Origin of the sequence: Enterobacter cloacae complex sp. ESBL7 (assembly GCF_041679625.1) — a bacterium.
Taxonomy (GTDB): Bacteria; Pseudomonadota; Gammaproteobacteria; order Enterobacterales; family Enterobacteriaceae; genus Enterobacter; species Enterobacter asburiae_B.
Genome location: NZ_JBGORN010000002.1, coordinates 345,635 through 366,796, shown reverse-complemented (window position 1 = coordinate 366,796; position 21,162 = coordinate 345,635). Strand labels below are relative to the sequence as shown.

Sequence of the window (21,162 nt, the reverse complement as noted above, 5' to 3'; positions counted from 1 at the left end):
TGCAAAAACACAAAAACCGGCTCTCAGGCCGGTTTTTTTATAGGCCCGGTAAGCGGCGCCACCGGGCAACAGCGCTTACAGAAGCTCCGGATACTTCGTCATCTTCAGCGCCAGCTCGACGCCGCGCACTTCCGCCATCCCTTTAAGACGGCCAATCGCCGAATAGCCCGGGTTGGTTTTCTTACGCAGATCGTCCAGCATCTGGTGGCCGTGATCCGGACGGAATGGAATAGGACGCACATCGCCCGCCTGCTTGCGACGCGCCTCTTCCGCCAGAATGGCGTCTACCACCGCTACCATGTTCACATCGCCGCCCAGGTGCGCCGCCTCGTGGAAGGTTTTTGGGTTCTCTTCGCGGCAGGTCGCACGCAAGTGCGTAAAGTGAATGCGATCGCCAAAGGTTTCAATCATCCGCACCAGGTCGTTATCCGCACGCACGCCGTAGGAGCCGGTACACATAGTAAAGCCGTTATAGATGCTGTTTACCGTCTCTTTCAGCCACTGCATATCTTCAATAGTGGAAACAATGCGCGGCAGGCCGAGGATAGGACGCGGTGGATCGTCCGGGTGTACCGCGAGGCGTACGCCTGCCTCTTCAGCAACCGGCACGATAGCGCGCAGGAAGTACGCCATGTTTTCACGCAGCTGCTGCTTATCAATATCGCCGTATTCCGCCAGGCGCGCGCGGAACTGATCCAGCGTATACCCCTCTTCCGCCCCCGGCAGGCCCGCAATAATATTACGGGTCAGCTTTTCGATGTCTGCGTCACTGGCGGCGTTAAACCACGCGAGCGCCTGCTGCTGCTCTTCCGCGGTGTAATCCGCTTCGGCGCCGGAGCGTTTCAGAATGTGCAGCTCAAACGCCGCAAAGGCGATTTGGTCGAAACGCAGGGCTTTCGAGCCGTCCGGCATCTGATATTCAAGGTCGGTACGCGTCCAGTCGAGGATAGGCATGAAGTTATAGCAAACCGTATCAATGCCGCAGGCCGCCAGGTTGCGAATGCTCTGCTGATAGTTAGCAATCCAGGTCTGGTACTCCCCGGAATGGGTTTTGATGTCTTCGTGAACCGGGATGCTCTCTACCACAGACCAGGTTAACCCCTTCTCCGCCAGCAGCGCCTGACGCTGTTGAATTTCTTCAACCGGCCATACCTGACCGTTTGGAATATGATGCAGCGCCGTGACGACACCCGTTGCGCCTGCCTGACGCACATCATCAAGAGAAACCGGATCGTTCGGCCCGTACCAACGCCAGGTTTGTTCCATTGCCTCACCCTCTTAAGTTGTTATACCAATATGCGTTACTGCAATGACGACTACCATACATGTTTACCGCTAAGGGTCAACATACCGCCACACATTGATTGATCAAACTCACAGAACGGGGATATTTACGGCTCACCAATTTTATTTGCTGTCATATAACTTTACACTGGCATTGTTAATTAATGGTTAATCAGGTGTGTATCTCATGAAGACAATTGCCTCCACCGCCCTTCCTGCCCGGGTTCATCAGCCTCGCTACGATCGTCAGCAACTGCGCTCCCGCATCGTCCATTTTGGCTTTGGCGCGTTTCACCGTGCGCACCAGGCATTGTTAACAAACCGGGTGCTTAATGAAAAAGGCGGCGACTGGGGTATTTGTGAGATTAGTCTTTTCAGCGGCGACGTGCTGATGAGCCAGCTGCGCGCGCAGGATCATCTGTTCACCGTGCTGGAGAAAGGGGCAGAAGGCAATGAGGCGATTATCGTCGGTGCCGTCCATGAATGCCTTAACGCAAAGCTGGACTCTCTGCCCGCCATTATTGAGAAATTTTGCGAGCCTCAGGTCGCAATTGTGTCGCTCACCATCACGGAGAAAGGCTATTGCATCGATCCCGCTACGGGGAAACTCGATCTGCACAACGCCCGGATAATCCATGACCTTGAAAACCCCTCAGAGCCGCATTCCGCACCCGGGATCCTGGTCGAAGCGCTTCACCGCCGCCGCGAGCGCGGCTTGCCTGCGTTTACCGTGCTCTCCTGCGACAATATCCCTGATAACGGGCACGTGGTGAAAAACGCGGTACTGGGCATGGCGCAAAAGCGTTCCGCAGCGCTGTCTGAATGGATTGACAGCCACGTAAGCTTCCCGGGGACGATGGTCGACAGAATTGTTCCCGCCGCGACGGAAGCCTCGCTGGCGGAAATTACCGACGCGCTCGGCGTTGAAGATCCGTGCGCCATCAGCTGTGAACCGTTTATTCAGTGGGTGGTGGAAGATAATTTTATTGCCGGCCGTCCGGAGTGGGAAGTCGCGGGCGTTCAGATGGTGCAGGATGTTCTGCCCTGGGAGCAGATGAAATTGCGCATGCTCAACGGCAGCCACTCTTTCCTGGCGTATCTGGGGTACCTCGCGGGCTACGCCCATATTAATGAATGCATGGAGGACGCTGCGTTCCGCGAAGCCGCCCGTCGGCTGATGCTGGACGAGCAGGCGCCCACATTACGCATTAAGGATGTCGACCTCACCGCCTACGCCGATAGCCTGCTCGAGCGCTTTGCCAACCCGGCACTTCAGCATCGGACCTGGCAAATCGCGATGGACGGTAGCCAGAAGCTTCCACAAAGAATGCTGGACGGGATCCGCGTTCATCTCGAGCGAAAAACACCGTGGTCGCTGCTGGCTCTGGGCGTGGCCGGCTGGATACGCTACGTCAGCGGTACCGACGACCATGGCAATGCGATTGATGTTCGCGATCCCCTCAGCGATAAAATTCGCACGATGGTCAATGCCAGCAGCGACGCCGACCGCGTTAACGCCCTGCTGGGGCTGAGCGAGGTCTTTGGTCACGATCTCGCGCAAAACAGCGCGTTTGTGGAGGCTGTCAGCCAGGCATACCAGCGCATCACCCGCCACGGCGCGCGTCAGGCTGTTATTGAGACGTTAAATATTTAACGATTATTGCGCTTAACGCGAACGGATGAAGCCTCCGTTCGCCCTCCCCCTTCTCACCGGTCACGTTTTTCGCCAGGATAGAGAGATTAGTGTTATAGCATCACAATCCTCATCTGGAGCGCACGTGACCAAAACCAACCTCATCACCGGTTTTCTCGGCAGCGGTAAAACCACCTCAATTCTCCACCTGCTGGCGAATAAAGATCCTGCCGAGAAATGGGCCGTGCTGGTCAATGAATTTGGCGAGGTAGGCATTGACGGCGCGTTACTGTCATCCAGCGGCGCGATGATTAAAGAGATCCCCGGCGGGTGCATGTGCTGCGTCAATGGCCTGCCGATGCAGGTCGGGCTCAATACGCTGCTGCGTCAGGGCAAACCCGACCGCCTGCTGATTGAGCCCACCGGGCTGGGCCATCCGAAGCAGATCCTCGATTTACTGACCGCCCCGGTTTACGAGCCGTGGATCGACCTGCGCGCCACCCTGTGTCTGCTCGATCCGCGTCAGCTTCTGGATGACAAAGCGGTGGCCAATGAGAACTTCCGCGATCAGCTCGCCTCGGCTGACGTTATTGTCGCGAATAAAGCAGATCGCGCCACGGCTGAAAGCCAGGCCGCGCTGGACGCGTGGTGGCAACATTTCGGCGGCAACCGCACGCGGGTGCAGACCACACAGGGGAATATTGATAGCGCCCTGCTTGATCTTCCTCGTCTGAACCTCACCGAGCTGCCTGCCAGTGCGGCTCATTCGCACAGTCATCCGGTTAAGCAGGGTTTAGCCGCTCTCAGCCTGCCGGAACATCAGCGCTGGCGTCGTAACCTGAACAGCGGCCAGGGATATCAGGCCTGCGGATGGATATTTGATGCTGAAACCGTTTTCGACACCATCGGGATCCTGGAGTGGGCCCGACTTGCTCCCGTCGATCGCGTGAAAGGGATCATGCGCACCCCAGACGGGCTGGTGCGGATCAACCGTCAGGGTGACGATTTCTTTATTGAAACGCAGAATGTGGCGCCGCCTGACAGCCGAATAGAGTTAATTAGTGCGGTTAACGCCGACTGGAATGCCCTCCAGTCCAGCCTGTTGAGGATTCGTTTAAGTTCGGGCGGCTAACGTTGCCCCAGTTTTCACTCTATGCAGAACGTTATGACAACTCGATTTCCCCTGATATTACTGCTTAATGTCGCCGGTCTGGCGCTTTTCTTCTCCTGGTATATCCCGGCGGATCATGGTTTCTGGTTCCCGCTGGATTCTGCCATTTTTCACTTCTTCAACCAGGAGCTGGTGAAGAGCAACGCGTTCCTGTGGCTGGTGGCAATTACCAACAACCGCGCCTTCGACGGCTTCTCGCTGCTGGCCATGGGCTGCCTGATGCTCTCTTTCTGGCTGAAAGAGGATAAAGCCGGGCGTCGGCGTATTCTCATTATCGGTCTGGTAATGCTGCTGTTTGCCGTCGCCATTAACCAGCTGGCAACCGCGATTATTCCGGTTAAGCGCTCAAGCCCAACGCTATTCTTCACCGATATTTATCGCGTCAGCGAACTGCTGCATATTCCAACAAAAGATGCGTCGAAGGACAGTTTCCCCGGCGATCACGGTATGATGCTGCTTATTTTTTCCGCAATTATGCTTCGCTATTTTGGCAGAAAAGCCTTTGCCATAGCCCTGATTATTTTTGTGGTTTTTGCCTTCCCGCGCGTAATGATTGGCGCTCACTGGTTTACCGATATTGCCGTCGGTTCGCTCTCCGTGGCGCTGATTGCGCTGCCGTGGTGTTTAATGACCCCACTGAGCGACAGGATAATAGCGCTGTTCGATCGCTATCTTCCCGGCAGAGCGCAACAATAATTAAACAAATAACTAACCTAAATTAACGTGAGCTATCAGGGATCGACATGATCCCTGATAGCGTTCTCGCCGCGATCTTTCCCCACTGTCATATTCTCGTCATCATATTCATGATAAAAATGAAGCAATTGCATACTGGCGCAGCGGATCCGTCGCTATTTTGAGCAATTCTATGTTTTTACTTTCTGTATCACATTTTCTTATAAAAAAAAGGCTTTTTTTTCTCGCAATACCCCAGGCAATCGGTTAATCTCGAACTCGTTTTGCCCCATAGAGATAATTATTTCACTGGCGAATAATTTTGTGCGCTGTGCCACAAATGTGACCAGAAAGAATTGTCTCAATGTGAACAGATAATTAGTCTCGTCACGTTTGGCATTTTTATAACGATATTTGTCGTTAAGGACTTCAAGGGATAATAAACAAAATGGTCAAATCTCAACCGTTTCTGAGATATATCTTACGGGGGATCCCGGCGATAGCAGTCGCGGTACTGTTGTCTGCATGTAGTACATCGAACACCGCAAAGAATATGCATCCTGAGACGCGTGTTGTGGGAATGGAAGATTCCTCGTCACTGCAAGCCTCTCAGGATGAATTTGAAAATATGGTACGTAATCTGGACGTGAAGTCCCGCATTATGGACCAGTATGCTGACTGGAAAGGCGTGCGCTATCGCCTTGGCGGCAGCACAAAAACAGGTATTGATTGTTCCGGTTTTGTACAGCGTACTTTCCGTGAGCAATTTGGGTTAGATCTTCCGCGTTCAACCTATGAACAGCAGGAGATGGGCAAGTCGATTTCACGTACCAAACTGCGCACCGGTGATTTAGTCCTGTTCCGTGCCGGTTCTACAGGTCGACATGTTGGCATCTACATTGGTAATGACCAGTTTGTACATGCCTCCACCAGCAGCGGTGTGACCATTTCCAGCATGAATGAACCGTACTGGAAGAAGCGCTACAACGAAGCACGCCGCGTACTGACCCGCAGTTAATATGACTATTGTATCGTTGGTTATCCCTTGGCTGACGATATGATGAAAAAAAGCACTGCTTCGGCAGTGTTTTTTTTTTGCCCGTTACACTGAATACATCCAGCGGCATTTCAGGAATCACGACGTCTATGTTCACCCGCTATTTCTCCAGCAATCGCAAAATACTGATCCTCAGCATCATCACAGGCCTGATCGCCGCCCTGCTCCTGGGTTCGTTGCAATTTTTCTGGAGCTACCACAAGCGGGAAGTCAAATTCGACACCCTGATCCACGATGTGAGCATCTATATGGAGAGCTACTTCGATGAGTTAAAAAATTCTATCGATGTGCTCCAGCCGCTCACGTTAAACAACTGCCACGACGTCAATCAGGAACTTACCTCGCGCGCTGCCTTTAGCGTTAACGTTCGCGCATTCCTGCTGGTCAGAGACAAAATGGCGTTCTGCTCTTCTGCCACGGGGCCGATGAATGTCCCCATGGAGGAGCTGATCCCCGAGCTGCACATCGACAAACAGATTGATATGGCATTACTTCCCGGCACCCCGATGTTGCCCAACAAGCCCGCGATTGCCATCTGGTACCGTAACCCGCTAGTGAAGGACGGCGGCGTATTTACCTCGGTGAACCTCAATCTGACGCCTTACCTGCTCTACACCGCGCGCCAGGACGAATTTGCCGGTATTGCCATCATTATTGGCGACCATGCGCTGTCAACGCGCTCCAGCACGCTGGTCCTTGCGCATGATCTACATGAAACGCCGGCCCGTACCGCGACGCTGAAAGATGTGCCCCTGACCATCAACCTGTATGCTGACGCCTGGACCAGCGATGAAATTCTCTACGCCCTGTTCTTCGGGCTGGTATGCGGCATTTGTGCCGGATCGCTCAACTACTATATCCTCAGCATTCGCCTCAACCCGGGTAAAGAGATTTTAAGCGCCATTAAGCGTGGTCAGTTTTATGTGGTTTATCAGCCCGTCGTCGATGCTAAATCGCTCCAGATGACCGGGCTTGAAGCGCTGATGCGCTGGAAACACCCGACAATGGGGGAAATTCCGCCGGACGCGTTTATCAACTTTGCCGAAGCGCAGAAGCTGATTGTCCCGCTGACGCTGCATCTCTTTGACCTTATCATTCACGATGCGCCCGTGTTACAAACGCTGTTACCTCCGGGAGCAAAGGTGGGCATCAACATTGCGCCGGGGCATCTGCATGCGGAAAGCTTCAAAGACGATATGCGCACCTTCAAAGCGCTACTGCCGCAGGATTACTTCCAGATCGTGCTGGAAATTACCGAGCGCGACATGCTCAATCATCGGGAAGCCAACAGCCTTTTCGAATGGCTGCATAACGAAGGGTTTGAGATAGCCATTGATGATTTTGGCACCGGCCACAGCGCGCTGATTTATCTTGAGCATTTCACCATGGACTACCTCAAGATTGACCGCGGCTTTGTTAATGCGATTGGCACTGAGACCGTGACGTCGCCGGTGCTGGATGCCGTCCTGACGCTGGCAAGACGACTGAATATGTCGACCGTCGCCGAAGGGGTGGAAACGCCGGAACAGGCCGCCTGGCTGCGCGAACACGGCGTTAATTTCCTGCAGGGATACTGGATTAGCCGCCCGATGCCGCTGGCGCAGTTCCGCGAATGGCGGCCTGATATTTCGCCCGAGGGTGATTAATTTCACATTGCCCGTGACGTCACTTATTATTCAGCTTAACCGAGCCGGTCTGTAAAAGAGGGAGCCGCCGCGAGATGCTTATGCGCTTCATGTTGCTGATGTTGGCACTAACGAGCCTGTCCAGCCAGGCGCAGGCCATCAAAGAAAATATCGCCTTCGCGGTGATTGGCGAGCCGAAATATGCGGTCAATTTTACGCACTTCGATTACGTTAACCCTGCCGCGCCGAAGGGCGGAAAGGTCACGCTTTCCGCCACGGGAACATTCGACAACTTCAACCGCTTCGCCCTGCGCGGCGTGGCGGCCGCGCGAACGGAATCGCTTTACGATACGCTCTTCGTCACCTCGGATGATGAGCCCGGCAGCTATTATCCGCTGATTGCCGAGAACGTGCGTTACGCCGATAACTTCGCCTGGGCGGAAATCTCGCTGAATCCGCGGGCGCGTTTTCACGACGGTACGCCGGTGAAGGCCAGCGACGTCGCGTTCACCTTCCATAAATTCATGACCGAAGGCGTCCCCCAGTTCCGCATCGTGTATAAAGGGGCTTCCGTCAGAGCCATCGCGCCGCTCACCGTGCGCATCGAGCTGAGCGAACCGAACAAAGAAAACATGCTCAGCCTGTTCTCGCTGCCGGTGATGCCGGAATCGTTCTGGAAAAATCATAAGCTAAGCGACCCGCTTTCCACGCCGCCGCTGGCAGGCGGCCCATACCGCATCACCGACTGGCGCATGGGGCAATATGTCGTTTACTCTCGCGTTAAGGACTACTGGGCGGCCAACCTGCCGGTAAACCGCGGGCGCTGGAATTTCGACACCCTTCGCTATGATTACTACCTCGACGATAACGTGGCGTTTGAAGCGTTCAAAGCCGGCGCCTTCGATTTACGCGTAGAAAGCAGCGCCAAAAACTGGGCGACCCGCTATATCGGCAAAAATTTCGCCAAAGGCTATATCGTCAAAGACGAGCACAAAAATGAGTCTGCCCAGGACACCCGCTGGCTGGCGTTTAATATTCAGCGTCCGGTATTTAATGACCGCCGGGTGCGCGAAGCCATTTCCCTGGCCTTTGATTTTGAGTGGATGAACAAAGCGCTGTTTTACGGGGCTTACAGCCGTGCGAACAGCTACTTTCAGAACACCGAATACGCAGCGCGCGATTACCCGAAAGCCGACGAGCTGGCACTGCTGGCGCCGCTGAAAGCGGAGCTGCAGCCGCAGGTGTTCACCACCGTGTTTCAGCCGCCCGCGTCGAACGGTGACGGTTACGACCGCGACAACCTGCTGAAAGCCAGCAAGCTGCTGGATGACGCGGGCTGGCACCTGAAAAATCAAAAGCGTGTGGATGCCAAAACGGGCAAGCCTCTCAGCTTTGAGCTGCTGCTCTCGTCCGGGGGCAACGATCAGTGGGTACTGCCGTTTAAGCACAACCTTGAGCGGCTGGGCGTGACCATGAACATTCGCCAGGTCGATAACGCGCAGATCACCAGCCGCATGCGCAGCCGTGATTACGACATGATGCAGCGCCTGTGGCCCGCGCAGCCGTGGCCCAGCTCGGACCTGCAAATCTCCTGGGCCTCCAGCTACATTGACTCCTCCTACAATGCGCCGGGGGTAAAAAGCCCGGCAATTGACGTGCTGATTGCGAAAATAGTGGCGGCGCAGGGGGATAAAGAAAAGCTCCTGCCGCTCGGGCGCGCCCTCGACAGGGTCCTGACCTGGAACTACTACATGCTGCCGATGTGGTATATGGGCGAAGATCGCCTTGCGCGCTGGGACAAGTTCTCCGTGCCTGCCGTGCGCCCTGTCTACTCCCTGGGCTTTGATACCTGGTGGTATGACGTTAACAAAGCCGCCAGACTTCCCGCTGAGCGGCGATAAGGAATCATCATGGGTGCCTATCTTCTCCGCCGTCTTCTGCTGGTCATCCCCACCCTGTGGGCCATCATCACGATTAACTTTTTTATCGTGCAAATCGCCCCCGGCGGCCCGGTCGATCAGGCGATTGCCGCCATTGAATTTGGCAACAGCGGCGGCATGCCCGGCGGCGGCGGTGAAGGGATGGGCGCGAGCCATGCGCGAACCGGCGTAGGGAATATCAGCGAAAGCCATTATCGCGGCGGACGCGGGCTGGATCCGGAGGTGATCGCCGAGATCACCCGCCGCTACGGCTTTGACAAACCGATTCACGAACGCTATTTCAAGATGCTCTGGGATTACATCCGCTTTGATTTTGGCGATAGCCTGTTTCGCAGTGCGTCAGTATTAACGCTGATCAAGCAAAGCCTGCCGGTTTCGATAACGCTGGGGCTGTGGGGAACGCTGATTATCTATCTGGTCTCTATACCGCTCGGGATCCGCAAAGCGGTGTATAACGGCAGCCGGTTTGATATCTGGAGCAGCACGTTCATCATTATCGGCTACGCCATACCGGCGTTTCTGTTTGCCGTCCTGCTGATTGTCTTTTTTGCCGGGGGAAGCTATTTCGACCTCTTCCCGCTGCGGGGGCTGGTCTCCGCCGATTTCAGCTCCCTGCCGTGGTATCAGAAAATCACCGACTATCTCTGGCATATCACGCTGCCGGTGCTGGCCACGGTCATCGGCGGGTTTGCGGCCCTGACCATGTTGACCAAAAACGCCTTTCTCGATGAAATTCGTAAGCAGTACGTCGTGACTGCCCGCGCCAAGGGCGTAAGCGAGAAGCAGATCATGTGGAAACACGTGTTCCGCAACGCCATGCTGCTGGTGATCGCCGGATTTCCGGCCACGTTCATCGGCATGTTTTTTACCGGCTCGCTGCTGATAGAGGTGATGTTCTCGCTCAACGGCCTGGGGCTGCTGGGCTATGAGGCTACCGTTTCGCGCGATTATCCGGTGATGTTTGGCACACTTTATATTTTCACCCTGATTGGCCTGCTGCTGAATATCATCAGTGATATCAGCTATACGCTGGTCGATCCCCGAATTGATTTTGAGGGCCGCTGATGCCGCGTTTAAGCCCCGTCAACCAGGCCCGCTGGGCCCGCTTTCGCCACAACCGCCGCGGCTACTGGTCGCTGTGGATTTTTGCCGTGCTGTTTGCCTTAAGCATGTGTTCGGAGCTGATCGCCAACGACAAGCCGTTGCTGGTGCATTTTAACGACCGCTGGTACGTGCCGGTTATCGCCAGTTACAGCGAAAGCGACTTTGGCGGCCCGTTTGCAACACCGGCGGAGTATCAGGATCCGTGGCTTCGCCAGCAGATTGAGCAGCACGGCTGGGCGCTCTGGGCGCCGGTACGCTTTGGCGCAAACAGCATTAACTTCGCCACCACGACGCCCTTCCCTTCCCCGCCCTCCGCGCAGAACTGGCTGGGAACGGATGCTAACGGCGGCGACGTGCTGGCGCGCATCCTGTATGGCACGCGAATTTCTCTTCTCTTTGGGCTGATGCTGACGATCTTCTCAAGCGTAATGGGCGTCGTGGCGGGCGCCGTTCAGGGCTACTACGGCGGGAAAATCGACCTGTGGGGTCAGCGGGTTATTGAAGTCTGGTCAGGCATGCCAACGCTGTTTCTGATCATCCTGCTTTCCAGCGTGGTGCAGCCCGGCTTCTGGTGGCTGTTAGGCATCACCGTCCTGTTCGGCTGGATGGCGCTGGTGGGCGTGGTGCGCGCGGAGTTCCTGCGCACCCGCAATTTCGACTACATTCGCGCCGCGCAGGCGCTTGGCGTGAGCGACCGGGGGATCATCTTCCGCCACATGCTGCCCAACGCGGTCGTGGCAACGCTCACTTTCCTGCCGTTTATTCTGTGCAGCTCCATCACCACCCTCACCTCACTGGATTTTCTTGGTTTCGGGCTACCGCTGGGTTCCCCGTCGCTCGGCGAACTGCTGCTGCAGGGTAAGAACAACCTGCAGGCGCCGTGGTTAGGCATCGCCGCCTTTCTTTCCGTGGCCGTGCTGCTGTCGCTGCTGATTTTTATTGGCGAAGCCGTGCGCGATGCCTTCGATCCGAACAAGGCGGTATAAAATGACCCAGCCTCTTCTCAGTATTGATAACCTGTCGATTGCTTTTTCTAAGCAGGACGAGACGCGCACCGTGGTCACCGACCTGTCGCTGCAGATCCAGCCCGGTGAAACGCTGGCCCTGGTGGGCGAGTCGGGTTCAGGCAAGAGCGTTTCGGCACTCTCCATCCTGCGCCTGTTGCCGTCTCCGCCGGTGAGCTACCCGCAAGGGGATATTCTGTTTCACGGCAGCTCGCTGCTGCATGCCGACGAACATACCCTGCGCGGCATTCGCGGCAACAAAATCGCGATGATCTTCCAGGAGCCGATGGTTTCCCTCAACCCGCTGCACAGCCTCGAGAAACAGCTCTATGAAGTGCTCTCCCTGCACCGGGGGATGCGCAAAGAGGCCGCGCGGGGAGAAATTCTGGACTGTCTGGAACGAACGGGCATACGCAATGCGGCCAAACGGCTGAATGATTTTCCGCACCAGCTCTCCGGCGGCGAACGACAGCGCGTGATGATCGCTATGGCCCTGCTCACGCGACCCGAGCTGTTGATTGCCGACGAGCCCACAACGGCGCTGGACGTGACGGTACAGGCGCAAATACTGACGCTGCTGCGGGAACTGCGTGACGAGCTGAACATGAGCCTGCTGTTTATCACGCACAACCTGAGCATTGTGAGAAAGCTGGCCGACAGCGTCGCGGTGATGCAAAACGGACGATGCGTTGAACAGAATAGCGCGTCCACGCTGCTGAGCGCGCCGCAGCACCCCTATACGCAGCGTTTGCTCGACAGCGAACCCTCCGGCGACCCGGTTCCGCTCGCGGCTGACAGCACACCGCTGCTGCGCGTTGAGGATTTGTCCGTCTCGTTCCCGATCCGCAAAGGTATTCTGCGGCGCATCGTCGACCAGAATCCGGTGCTGAAAAACATCCGCTTCTCGCTGCGCCCGGGAGAATCCCTGGGGCTGGTGGGCGAATCCGGTTCCGGCAAAAGCACCACCGGTCTGGCGCTGCTGCGCTTAATTGCCTCGCAGGGCGAGATCCTCTTTGACGATATGCCGCTGCACCGCTGGAACCGCCGCCAGATGCTGCCCGTGCGGCCCCGCATGCAGGTGGTGTTTCAGGATCCCAACTCTTCGCTTAACCCACGGCTTAGCGTGTTACAGATTATCGAGGAAGGTCTGCGCGTGCATCAGCCCGGCCTGAGCGCTCAGCAGCGCGAGGAGGAAGTTATGCGGGTGATGGCCGAAGTGGGCTTAGATGCCGGGACGCGCCACCGCTATCCGGCTGAATTCTCCGGCGGGCAGCGCCAGCGTATCGCCATTGCCCGCGCGCTGATCCTGAAGCCGGAGCTGATTATTCTGGATGAACCAACGTCGTCGCTGGACAGAACCGTTCAGGCGCAGATCCTGGCGCTGCTGAAAGGGCTTCAGGAAAAACACCGGCTGGCCTATATCTTTATCAGCCACGATCTTCAGGTGGTGCGGGCGCTATGCCATCAGGTGATTGTGTTGCGACAGGGAGAAGTGGTCGAGCAGGGAGAGTGCCAGCGCGTATTTAGCGCGCCAACGCAGCGCTACACGCGCCAGCTGTTGTCGGCAGACTAGCGGTCAGAACGGGTACTGGCCGGAGAAAGGCTCCGCGATGGCAACGCCAAAATTCTTCAGACGGCAGGTGGCGGCAAACTCGTCCTGGCTCTTCACGAACAGGCACGGCTCACCTTCACACTCCAGCACGGAGCTGTCCACTTCGATATCCGTCAGGGCCTGACTGAGACGCTCCATCACCCGCCATGCATTTTCGTCGCTCGGGCTCAGCAGCTTGAGTGCCACCAGGCAGTTTTCACAGCCCGCGACGCTTTGCGGAATCGGTTCAACTTTCGAACCTGCAAAACCCGCCGACCAGCGATAGCTCTGGGGCAAGCGATGGACAATGGAGAGTTGTAATGTATTCACGTTCGTTCCCCGGAAGCAAAATTTACTTCACAATTTATTTACATTTATAGTAACACATCATCGCCAGCCTGCACTATTCAGCGCTTTTTTATCGATATCCAGGCTCGCGTCGGCGCTATATGTACCCGTTTCTGCGATCTAACTCAACCTTTTTGAATACAATGATGTGACTTTTTACATAAATAGATTTTACATAAAATAAACAAACACGGAATAAACGAACGGGGGTTTGGTTGATATGCATCAACAAAAAAGGCCCTGTCGGGCCTTCTCTGTATTTTAGTGGGCCGCTTTTCGCGGTCGACTGGCGTAAAGATAGAAGAGTATCGAGCTGGTTGCGCAAAAAGCCATCGCCCACAGCATGGGCCATGCCGTCGTAAATGTAGCCATTGAAAGCAACGCCCCAACGATAGCGCCGATGCCGAAGCGGAACGTCCCCGCCAGGGAAGAGGCGGTGCCCGCCATATGCGGAAACTCATCCAGGATCACCGCCATCGCATTAGATGACACCATCGACACGCAGCCGACAAAGGCCGCTACGCCGACCACCAGCGCCCAGAAGCCCACGCCCAGAAACGCGCTCACCACCAGCCAGATAGCCATCACAAACTGGATCCACAGCCCGGCGCGGAACATGTTCAGCGCCCCCACCCGCCGGACAAAACGGCTGTTGATGATGGTCATGATGAACAGGAAGACGATGTTAAGCGCGAAATAGTAGCCGAAGTGCTGCGGCGAAACGTGATTCAGTTCAATGTAGACAAACGGCCCGGCGCTCAGGAAGGAGAACATCCCGGCAAAGCTGAACCCGCTTGCCAGCATGTAGCTGAGCACGCGCTTGTGGCGAAACAGCGAGGCAAAGTTGCCTATTGTGGTTCGGATGTGGAATTTCTGGCGGCGCTCGACGGGAAGCGTTTCATCAATAAAGAAGAAGATCATCGCCGAGGCCAGCAGCGCGGCCAGGGCCAAGATCCAGAAAATCACATGCCAGCTAAACCACACCAGCACCGCACCACCGGCCATCGGGGCCACCAGCGGCGCAATCGTCGTCACCAGCATCACGAACGACATCATGCGGGAGAACTCTTCTTTCGGGTAAATATCGCGCATCAGGGCGTTAATCACCACGCTTGCCGCTGCCGCCGCCAGACCGTGGAAGAAGCGCATGATAATCAGATGATCGATGGTCTGCGCCAGCGCACAGGCAACCGCTGCGGCTGCAAAGACCAGCGTCCCGCCCAGAATAACGGGCTTGCGTCCAAGGCTGTCCGCCATCGGGCCATAAAACAGCTGGCCGAGGGCAAAGCCGAGAATATAGGTGCTGAGCGTCATCTGCGCGCTGCCCGCCGGAACGCCAAACTGCGCGGAAATGACCGGCAGCGCGGGCAGGTACATATCAATAGACAGCGGCATCAGCATGGCCAGCAGGCCAAGAATGAAGACGATTTTGAACGACGAGTGTGGCCTGGTGGTCACAGAGCTCTCCTGAAATTAGTGCGAAGGCAGACCGACGCTGGCGATCTCTTCTTCCGTTAACGGGCGATATTCGCCTGGCGCCAGGTCGGGATCGAGTTCGATCGCACCAATCCGCTCACGATGCAGGCCAACAACGTGGTTCCCCACCGCGGCAAACATACGTTTCACCTGATGGTAGCGCCCTTCGCTGATGGTCAGACGGACCTCCGTCGGCGTGATCACCTCAAGCACGGCGGGTTTGGTCAGATCTTTTTCATTATGCAGCTGAACGCCTTTCGTGAATTGCTCTGCCGTGTCATCCGACACCGGCGACTCCAGCGTGACCAGATAGGTTTTCTCGCAGTGGTGACGCGGGGAAGTAATGCGATGCGACCACTGCCCGTCGTCGGTCATCAGCACCAGACCCGTGGTGTCGATGTCGAGGCGGCCTGCGGCGTGCAGCTTGTGCGCCACCGGTTCGTCGAGGAAATAGAGCACCGTCGGGTGATCGGGATCTTCCGTTGAGCAGACGTAGCCTTCCGGCTTATTCAGCATGAAGTAGCGCGGACCGTGCTGCTGGGTCAGCGGATTGCCGTCATACTCCACCTGATGGTCAGGTTGCAGTTTGAACGCGCTGTCTCTCACAATGTCGCCATCCACGGTAACGCGGCTGGCGCGAATTTCGCGCCCGGCAATAGCGCGGCTTACGCCGAGTTGCTGAGCGATAAACTTATCAAGTCGCATGAAATCTTTTTAGCCTTAATGGTGCTGGAAGTCGGACAACAGGTCCGAAAAAAGAAGCAGTCTGGAACGGTTCAGTATAATGGTCTGGTTGCGCCACTCAAGGGAAAAAGTTTCGTGGCATACTATGTGCGGAATAACGAAACCGAGACCCCATGACTTTTACACTTCGTCCCTATCAGCAGGAAGCCGTTGACGCCACCCTCGCCTGGTTCCGTAAACATCGCGAGCCAGCGGCGATTGTGCTCCCGACCGGCGCAGGCAAAAGCCTTGTCATCGCCGAACTGGCGCGTCTGGCTCGCGGTCGCGTGCTGGTGCTGGCGCACGTCAAAGAGCTCGTCGCGCAAAACCACGCCAAGTATTGTGCGCTTGGGCTGGAAGCCGATATCTTCGCCGCCGGGCTGAAGCGCAAAGAGAGCCACGGCAAAGTGGTCTTCGGCAGCGTGCAGTCGGTGGCGCGCAATCTGGACCTGTTTCGCAGCGAATTTTCGCTGCTGATTGTTGACGAGTGTCACCGCATCAGCGATGACGACGACAGCCAGTATCAGCAAATCCTGGCTCACCTGAAAGCGGTGAACCCTCACCTGCGCCTGCTGGGCCTGACGGCGACCCCGTTTCGCCTGGGGAAAGGCTGGATCTATCGCTACCATTATCACGGCATGGTACGCGGCGATGACAAGGCCCTGTTTAGCGACTGCATTTACGAACTTCCGCTGCGCTACATGATCAAACATGGCTACCTGACGCCGCCTGAACGGCTGGATATGCCGGTGGTGCAGTACGATTTCAGCCGTCTGCAGGCGCAGAGCAACGGCTTATTCAGCGAAGCGGATCTCAACCAGGAGCTGAAAAAGCAAAAGCGTATTACGCCGCATATCATCAGCCAGATTGAGGAGTTCGCCGCGACGCGCAAAGGGGTGATGATCTTTGCCGCCACCGTTGAGCACGCGCGAGAAATCACCGGATTATTGCCCGCCGGTGACGCGGCGTTAATCACCGGCGAAACGCCCGGCCCGGAGCGCGACGGCCTGATTGACGCCTTTAAAGCCCAGCAGTTCCGCTATCTGGTAAACGTGTCGGTATTGACCACCGGCTTTGACGCCCCGCACGTCGACCTGATCGCCATTTTGCGCCCGACCGAATCGGTCAGTCTGTATCAACAAATTGTTGGCCGCGGCCTGCGCCTGGCCCCGGGAAAAACCGACTGCCTGATTCTGGATTATGCCGGTAACCCGCACGATCTCTATACGCCTGAGGTCGGCGCGCCAAAAGGGAAAAGCGACAACGTGCCCGTACAGGTCTTTTGCCCTGCCTGCGGGTTTGCCAACACCTTCTGGGGGAAAACCACCGCCGACGGTACGCTGATCGAACACTTTGGCCGCCGCTGTCAGGGCTGGTTTGAAGATGATGACGGGCAACGCGAGCAGTGCGATTTCCGCTTCCGGTTCAAAAACTGCCCGCAGTGCAACGCCGAAAACGACATTGCCGCTCGCCGCTGCCGGGAATGCGACACGGTGCTGGTTGACCCGGACGACATGCTGAAAGCGGCGCTAAAGCTGAAAGATGCCCTGGTGCTGCGCTGTTCCGGCATGGCACTGCAGCCCGGCGCCGATGAAAAAGGTGAGTGGTTGAAAATCACCTATTACGACGAAGACGGGGCGGACGTCAGCGAGCGCTTCCGCGTCCAGACGCCTGCCCAGCGAATGGCCTTCGAACAGCTGTTTATCCGCCCGCATACCCGCACGCCAGGCGTGCCCCTGCGCTGGATTACCGTAGCCGATATCGTGCGTCAGCAGGTGTTATTGCGCCATCCGGATTTTGTCGTCGCCCGTAAGAAAGGCCAGTTCTGGCAGGTGCGCGAGAAACTTTTTGACTACGAAGGTCGCTTCCGTCGCGCCAACGAATTGCGCGGTTAGCGGGACTTTTCATTGATGTGAGGGGCATTTGAGTATAAAATGCCGCCCGCTTCACATCCGTGAGGCAGAACACTCACCTGCTGCTGGGTCGCCTGTAGCAGGGTTTTAAATACAGAGAGAAATCAATGTTCACTATCGAAGCAGAAGTACGTAACGTGCAGGGTAAGGGTGCGAGCCGCCGCCTGCGTAACGCTAACAAGTTCCCGGCTATCGTTTACGGTGGCGAAGCTGCTCCAGTTGCAATCGAACTGGATCACGACAAACTTTGGAACCTGCAGACCAAAGCTGAATTCTACAGCGAAGTTCTGACCATCGTTGTTGGCGGTAAAGAAGAAAAAGTGAAAGTTCAGGCTGTTCAGCGTCACCCGTTCAAGCCAAAACTGTCTCACATCGACTTCGTTCGCGCGTAATCGCAAACACGTCGAAAAAAAACCCCGCTTCTGCGGGGTTTTTTTATGGCTGTTATTTCCCACCTGAGGTGCGGCGCTGAAGCTGATCGCGCAGGTTCGGCGGCGTACCTTTAATGGTCAGCGTATCGGTGGCCGGATCCCAGAAGATGCGCTCACCCAGCAACATCGCGTCAAAATTGATGGTTAACCCACCGCCGCTGCCGGCAAACTTGGTTAACTGACGCAGCGTACTGCGATCCGCCGGGAAGCTCTCTTCAAGCTCATAGCCTTTCTCCGCGGTGAATTCCTGGAAGCTGACTTCGCTGACGCCCGCCAGCTCTTTTGACAGGGACTCCAGCTCGATCTCCTCCCCTGCCTGCAGCTGTTCGTTGCAGTAGCTGTAAACCTGCTGGCGCACGGTCTGGCGCTCAGATTTATCGAGCTGCGCTTCAGCCGTGAAGTCGTCAACCGCCTGGAGAAGCCCTTTGTTCTGCGCTTTGGCGTTAAGACCTTCGCTGGCACCGAGGAAATCCATAAAGAAATCCGCCACTTTGCGGCCCACGCGCCCTTTCAGGAAAGTCAGGTAGCGGGTCGACTCCGGGTTGGTTTCCCATTCGGTCAAATCAATACGCGCCACGATATCCGCATGGTTGATATCCAGATAATGCGTTGAGCTGATATCCAGCTGCTCGTTCACACGCATGCTGCTTAAGTTATTCAGCACGGTAACCAGCAGATACTCGACCGCCAGGTAGCGATAGTGGCAGAACAGCACGATCCCGCCGTCGGCGAACGGATATTTCGCCAGCTCGTCGCGCAGACGCCCGGTGGCGGCGCGGCTAAACGCCAGGAAATCCTCTTCGCCCTGACGCTGCAGGCGCAGGCTATCGGCCAGTTCACTCTCTTCGCTGAACAGGCCATAGGCTTTATTTTTGGCACTGTAGACGCGATGCAGCTCTGCCATCATCTCCACCACGGTCGCCGTGGGTTCCAGTAACGAATCGCGCAGCACCACTTCAAGGGTTTGCTCATCACGCTTGATAAGCTGGTGCAAGGCAATCTGGTTGATTTCCAGACTCATGATAAACTCTCCTTTTAGACCGGGCGGTATTCAACCACCACCAGGACATGTGTGCAACAACAGATAAAAAAGGGGAAAAAAAGCTGTTGCTACGGTAATATGTTGCCCTTTCATCAACAAACTGATTTTGATTTATGCCACAACATTCCCGCTACAGTGATGAACACGTTGAACAACTGCTCAGTGAGCTGGTCAACGTACTGGAAAAACATAAAACGCCGACCGATCTCTCCCTGATGGTTTTGGGAAATATGGTCACCAACCTGATTAATACCAGCGTTGCTCCGGCTCAGCGTCAGGCGATCGCAAAATCTTTCGCCCAGGCTTTACAGTCGTCCGTCAGCAACGACCCGGCCCATTAAGGGATACGAACAACAGTTTATGGTGACGAATCGTCAGCGCTACCGTGAAAAAGTCTCCCAGATGGTCAGCTGGGGGCACTGGTTTGCCCTGTTCAACATTCTGCTGGCGACGGTCATTGGCTGTCGTTATCTGTTTGTCGCAGACTGGCCAACAACGCTAACCGGGCGTATCTACTCCTGGATAAGCGTTGTCGGTCACTTTAGCTTTTTGGTTTTCGCCACCTATCTGCTGATCCTGTTCCCCTTGACGTTTATCGTCATGTCGCAGCGTCTGATGCGGTTCTTGTCCGCCATCCTTGCGACGGTGGGGATGACGCTGCTGCTTATCGACAGTGAAGTGTTCACCCGCTTCCACCTGCACCTCAACCCCATCGTCTGGGAACTGGTGATTAACCCCGACCAGAACGAAACGGCCCGTGACTGGCAGCTGATGTTTATCAGCGTCCCGGTGATCCTGCTGATTGAGATGCTGTTCGCCACCTGGAGCTGGCAAAAGCTCCGCAGCCTGACCCGGCGACGCCATTATGCGAAGCCCGTCGCCGCGCTCTTTTTCGTCTCCTTTATCAGTTCGCACATCATGTATATCTGGGCGGATGCGAACTTCTATCGCCCTATTACCATGCAGCGCGCGAACCTGCCGCTCTCGTACCCGATGACGGCCCGTCGCTTCCTCGAGAAACACGGCCTGCTCGATGCGCAGGAGTACCAGCGCCGTCTTATCGAGCAGGGTAATCCGGAAGCCGTCAGCGTTCAGTATCCTCTCAGCGACCTGAACTACCGCGATATGGGGCGCGGGCAAAACGTCCTGCTGATCACCGTCGATGGCCTGAACTATTCCCGTTTCGAGAAGCAGATGCCGGCGCTGGCCGCTTTCGCGAGTCAGAACGTCTCGTTTACTCAGCATATGAGTTCCGGTAACACCACCGATGCGGGCATCTTTGGCCTCTTCTATGGCATTTCAGCCGGCTACATGGACGGCGTACTGTCTACCCGCACGCCTGCGGCGCTGATCACCGGGCTGAATCAGCAAGGCTATCAGTTAGGGTTGTTCTCCTCCGATGGCTTTAACAGCCCGCTTTACCGTCAGGCGCTGCTGTCCGATTTCTCACTGCCGACGGCGCAAAATCAGTCCGACGCGCAGACCGCCAGCCAATGGATAAACTGGCTGCAGCGCTACGCCCAGGAAGATAATCGCTGGTTCTCATGGGTTGCCTTTAACGGCACAACGCTTGCCAACAGCAATAAGAGTGACTTTGCGCGCCGCTACGGCCGCGCGGCTGGCGATGTTGATGCGCAGATAGGCCGCGTGCTTGACGCGCTTCGCGAGTCGGGCAAGCTGGACAACACCGTGGTGATCGTGACCGCGGGCCATGGCATCCCGCTAGGTGACGAGACGAAGAGTATGAGCTGGTCTCGCCCGAATCTGCAGGTTCCGCTGGTGATCCACTGGCCAGGCACCCCGGCGCAGCGCATCAATATGCTCACCGAGCATAAAGATGTGATGACCACCCTGATGCAACGCCTGCTGCACGTCAGCACGCCAGCAAACGAGTATTCGCAGGGGCAGGATCTCTTCAGCGCCGCGCGCCGCCACAGCTGGGTGACGGCGGCAGGGAATAATACGCTGGTGGTGACCACGCCGAAGCTGACGCTGGTGCTGAACAGCAACGGGAATTATCAGACGTATAATCTGCAGGGTGAACGGTTGAAAGACCAGAAACCGCAGCTGAGCCTGCTGCTGCAGGTCCTGACGGATGAGAAGCGCTTCATCGCTAACTGATTAATAATAAACCAGTTAGCGACA

Annotated in this window: 18 protein-coding genes; 13 read left to right on the top strand and 5 right to left on the bottom strand. The window is 56.2% G+C overall.

The features are described from left to right. Positions 1–75: 75 nt before the first annotated feature. Positions 76–1,266, bottom strand: coding sequence for a mannonate dehydratase (gene uxuA / locus ACERY3_RS11825; RefSeq protein WP_373225717.1), 1,191 nt, complete (start codon positions 1,264–1,266; stop codon positions 76–78). A 205-nt stretch (positions 1,267–1,471) separates the two neighbouring features. Here uxuA and ACERY3_RS11820 point away from each other — a divergent pair, with 205 nt between their 5' ends. The 9 genes from ACERY3_RS11820 to yejF all read left to right on the top strand — a co-directional run bounded on the left by ACERY3_RS11820 (position 1,472) and on the right by yejF (position 13,066). Beyond that, on the top strand, positions 1,472–2,938 hold the full coding sequence (locus ACERY3_RS11820; protein ID WP_373225715.1) for a mannitol dehydrogenase family protein: 1,467 nt from the start codon (positions 1,472–1,474) through the stop codon (positions 2,936–2,938). Between the two features lie 124 nt (positions 2,939–3,062). After that, a complete protein-coding gene (locus tag ACERY3_RS11815) occupies positions 3,063–4,049 on the top strand; it encodes a GTP-binding protein (protein WP_373225713.1) in 987 nt (328 codons plus the stop codon). Positions 4,050–4,082: 33 nt separating this feature from the next. After that, positions 4,083–4,784 (top strand): phosphatase PAP2 family protein, encoded by a 702-nt coding sequence (locus ACERY3_RS11810; protein WP_169815238.1) that lies wholly within the window; start codon positions 4,083–4,085, stop codon positions 4,782–4,784. Between the two features lie 427 nt (positions 4,785–5,211). Next, complete coding sequence (gene mepS / locus ACERY3_RS11805; protein ID WP_008500946.1) at positions 5,212–5,781, top strand: bifunctional murein DD-endopeptidase/murein LD-carboxypeptidase; 570 nt, start codon at positions 5,212–5,214, stop codon at positions 5,779–5,781. Positions 5,782–5,909: 128 nt separating this feature from the next. Continuing rightward, a complete protein-coding gene (locus ACERY3_RS11800) occupies positions 5,910–7,466 on the top strand; it encodes a cyclic di-GMP phosphodiesterase (RefSeq protein ID WP_373225711.1) in 1,557 nt (518 codons plus the stop codon). A 74-nt stretch (positions 7,467–7,540) separates the two neighbouring features. Beyond that, the gene (locus tag ACERY3_RS11795) at positions 7,541–9,346 is read left to right on the top strand and encodes an extracellular solute-binding protein (protein WP_058841524.1); all 1,806 of its coding nucleotides are present in this window, start codon (positions 7,541–7,543) and stop codon (positions 9,344–9,346) included. A gap of 9 nt (positions 9,347–9,355) precedes the next feature. Then, positions 9,356–10,450, top strand: a complete 1,095-nt coding sequence (locus tag ACERY3_RS11790; protein WP_058841525.1) for a microcin C ABC transporter permease YejB — start codon at positions 9,356–9,358, stop codon at positions 10,448–10,450. Continuing rightward, positions 10,450–11,475 (top strand): ABC transporter permease, encoded by a 1,026-nt coding sequence (locus tag ACERY3_RS11785; RefSeq protein ID WP_033146047.1) that lies wholly within the window; start codon positions 10,450–10,452, stop codon positions 11,473–11,475. Before ACERY3_RS11790 ends, ACERY3_RS11785 begins: the two co-directional genes overlap by 1 nt. Before the next feature lies 1 nt (position 11,476). Further along, a complete protein-coding gene (gene yejF / locus ACERY3_RS11780) occupies positions 11,477–13,066 on the top strand; it encodes a microcin C ABC transporter ATP-binding protein YejF (RefSeq protein ID WP_058841526.1) in 1,590 nt (529 codons plus the stop codon). Positions 13,067–13,069: 3 nt separating this feature from the next. On the opposite strand, the gene ACERY3_RS11775 is transcribed toward yejF, so the two are convergent. The 3 genes from ACERY3_RS11775 to rsuA all read right to left on the bottom strand — a co-directional run bounded on the left by ACERY3_RS11775 (position 13,070) and on the right by rsuA (position 15,613). Then, positions 13,070–13,414 carry a YejG family protein gene (locus tag ACERY3_RS11775; protein ID WP_028013883.1) on the bottom strand — a complete coding sequence of 115 codons (345 nt, stop codon included), beginning with the start codon at positions 13,412–13,414 and terminating at the stop codon, positions 13,070–13,072. Positions 13,415–13,693: 279 nt separating this feature from the next. Next, positions 13,694–14,890 carry a Bcr/CflA family multidrug efflux MFS transporter gene (locus ACERY3_RS11770; protein WP_008500953.1) on the bottom strand — a complete coding sequence of 399 codons (1,197 nt, stop codon included), beginning with the start codon at positions 14,888–14,890 and terminating at the stop codon, positions 13,694–13,696. A 15-nt stretch (positions 14,891–14,905) separates the two neighbouring features. Beyond that, positions 14,906–15,613, bottom strand: coding sequence for a 16S rRNA pseudouridine(516) synthase RsuA (rsuA, locus tag ACERY3_RS11765; RefSeq protein WP_058841527.1), 708 nt, complete (start codon positions 15,611–15,613; stop codon positions 14,906–14,908). A 152-nt stretch (positions 15,614–15,765) separates the two neighbouring features. Here rsuA and ACERY3_RS11760 point away from each other — a divergent pair, with 152 nt between their 5' ends. Together ACERY3_RS11760 and rplY are read left to right on the top strand one after the other, a co-directional pair. After that, the gene (locus ACERY3_RS11760; RefSeq protein WP_058841528.1) at positions 15,766–17,526 is read left to right on the top strand and encodes a DEAD/DEAH box helicase; all 1,761 of its coding nucleotides are present in this window, start codon (positions 15,766–15,768) and stop codon (positions 17,524–17,526) included. A gap of 125 nt (positions 17,527–17,651) precedes the next feature. Next, positions 17,652–17,936 carry a 50S ribosomal protein L25 gene (gene rplY / locus ACERY3_RS11755; protein WP_029740955.1) on the top strand — a complete coding sequence of 95 codons (285 nt, stop codon included), beginning with the start codon at positions 17,652–17,654 and terminating at the stop codon, positions 17,934–17,936. Positions 17,937–17,988: 52 nt separating this feature from the next. On the opposite strand, the gene yejK is transcribed toward rplY, so the two are convergent. Beyond that, positions 17,989–18,996 (bottom strand): nucleoid-associated protein YejK, encoded by a 1,008-nt coding sequence (gene yejK / locus ACERY3_RS11750; protein WP_008500957.1) that lies wholly within the window; start codon positions 18,994–18,996, stop codon positions 17,989–17,991. Between the two features lie 134 nt (positions 18,997–19,130). Here yejK and ACERY3_RS11745 point away from each other — a divergent pair, with 134 nt between their 5' ends. Together ACERY3_RS11745 and yejM are read left to right on the top strand one after the other, a co-directional pair. Then, positions 19,131–19,358 carry a YejL family protein gene (locus ACERY3_RS11745; RefSeq protein WP_008500958.1) on the top strand — a complete coding sequence of 76 codons (228 nt, stop codon included), beginning with the start codon at positions 19,131–19,133 and terminating at the stop codon, positions 19,356–19,358. A 19-nt stretch (positions 19,359–19,377) separates the two neighbouring features. Beyond that, on the top strand, positions 19,378–21,138 hold the full coding sequence (gene yejM / locus ACERY3_RS11740) for an LPS biosynthesis-modulating metalloenzyme YejM (RefSeq protein ID WP_047060568.1): 1,761 nt from the start codon (positions 19,378–19,380) through the stop codon (positions 21,136–21,138). Positions 21,139–21,162: the final 24 nt, after the last annotated feature.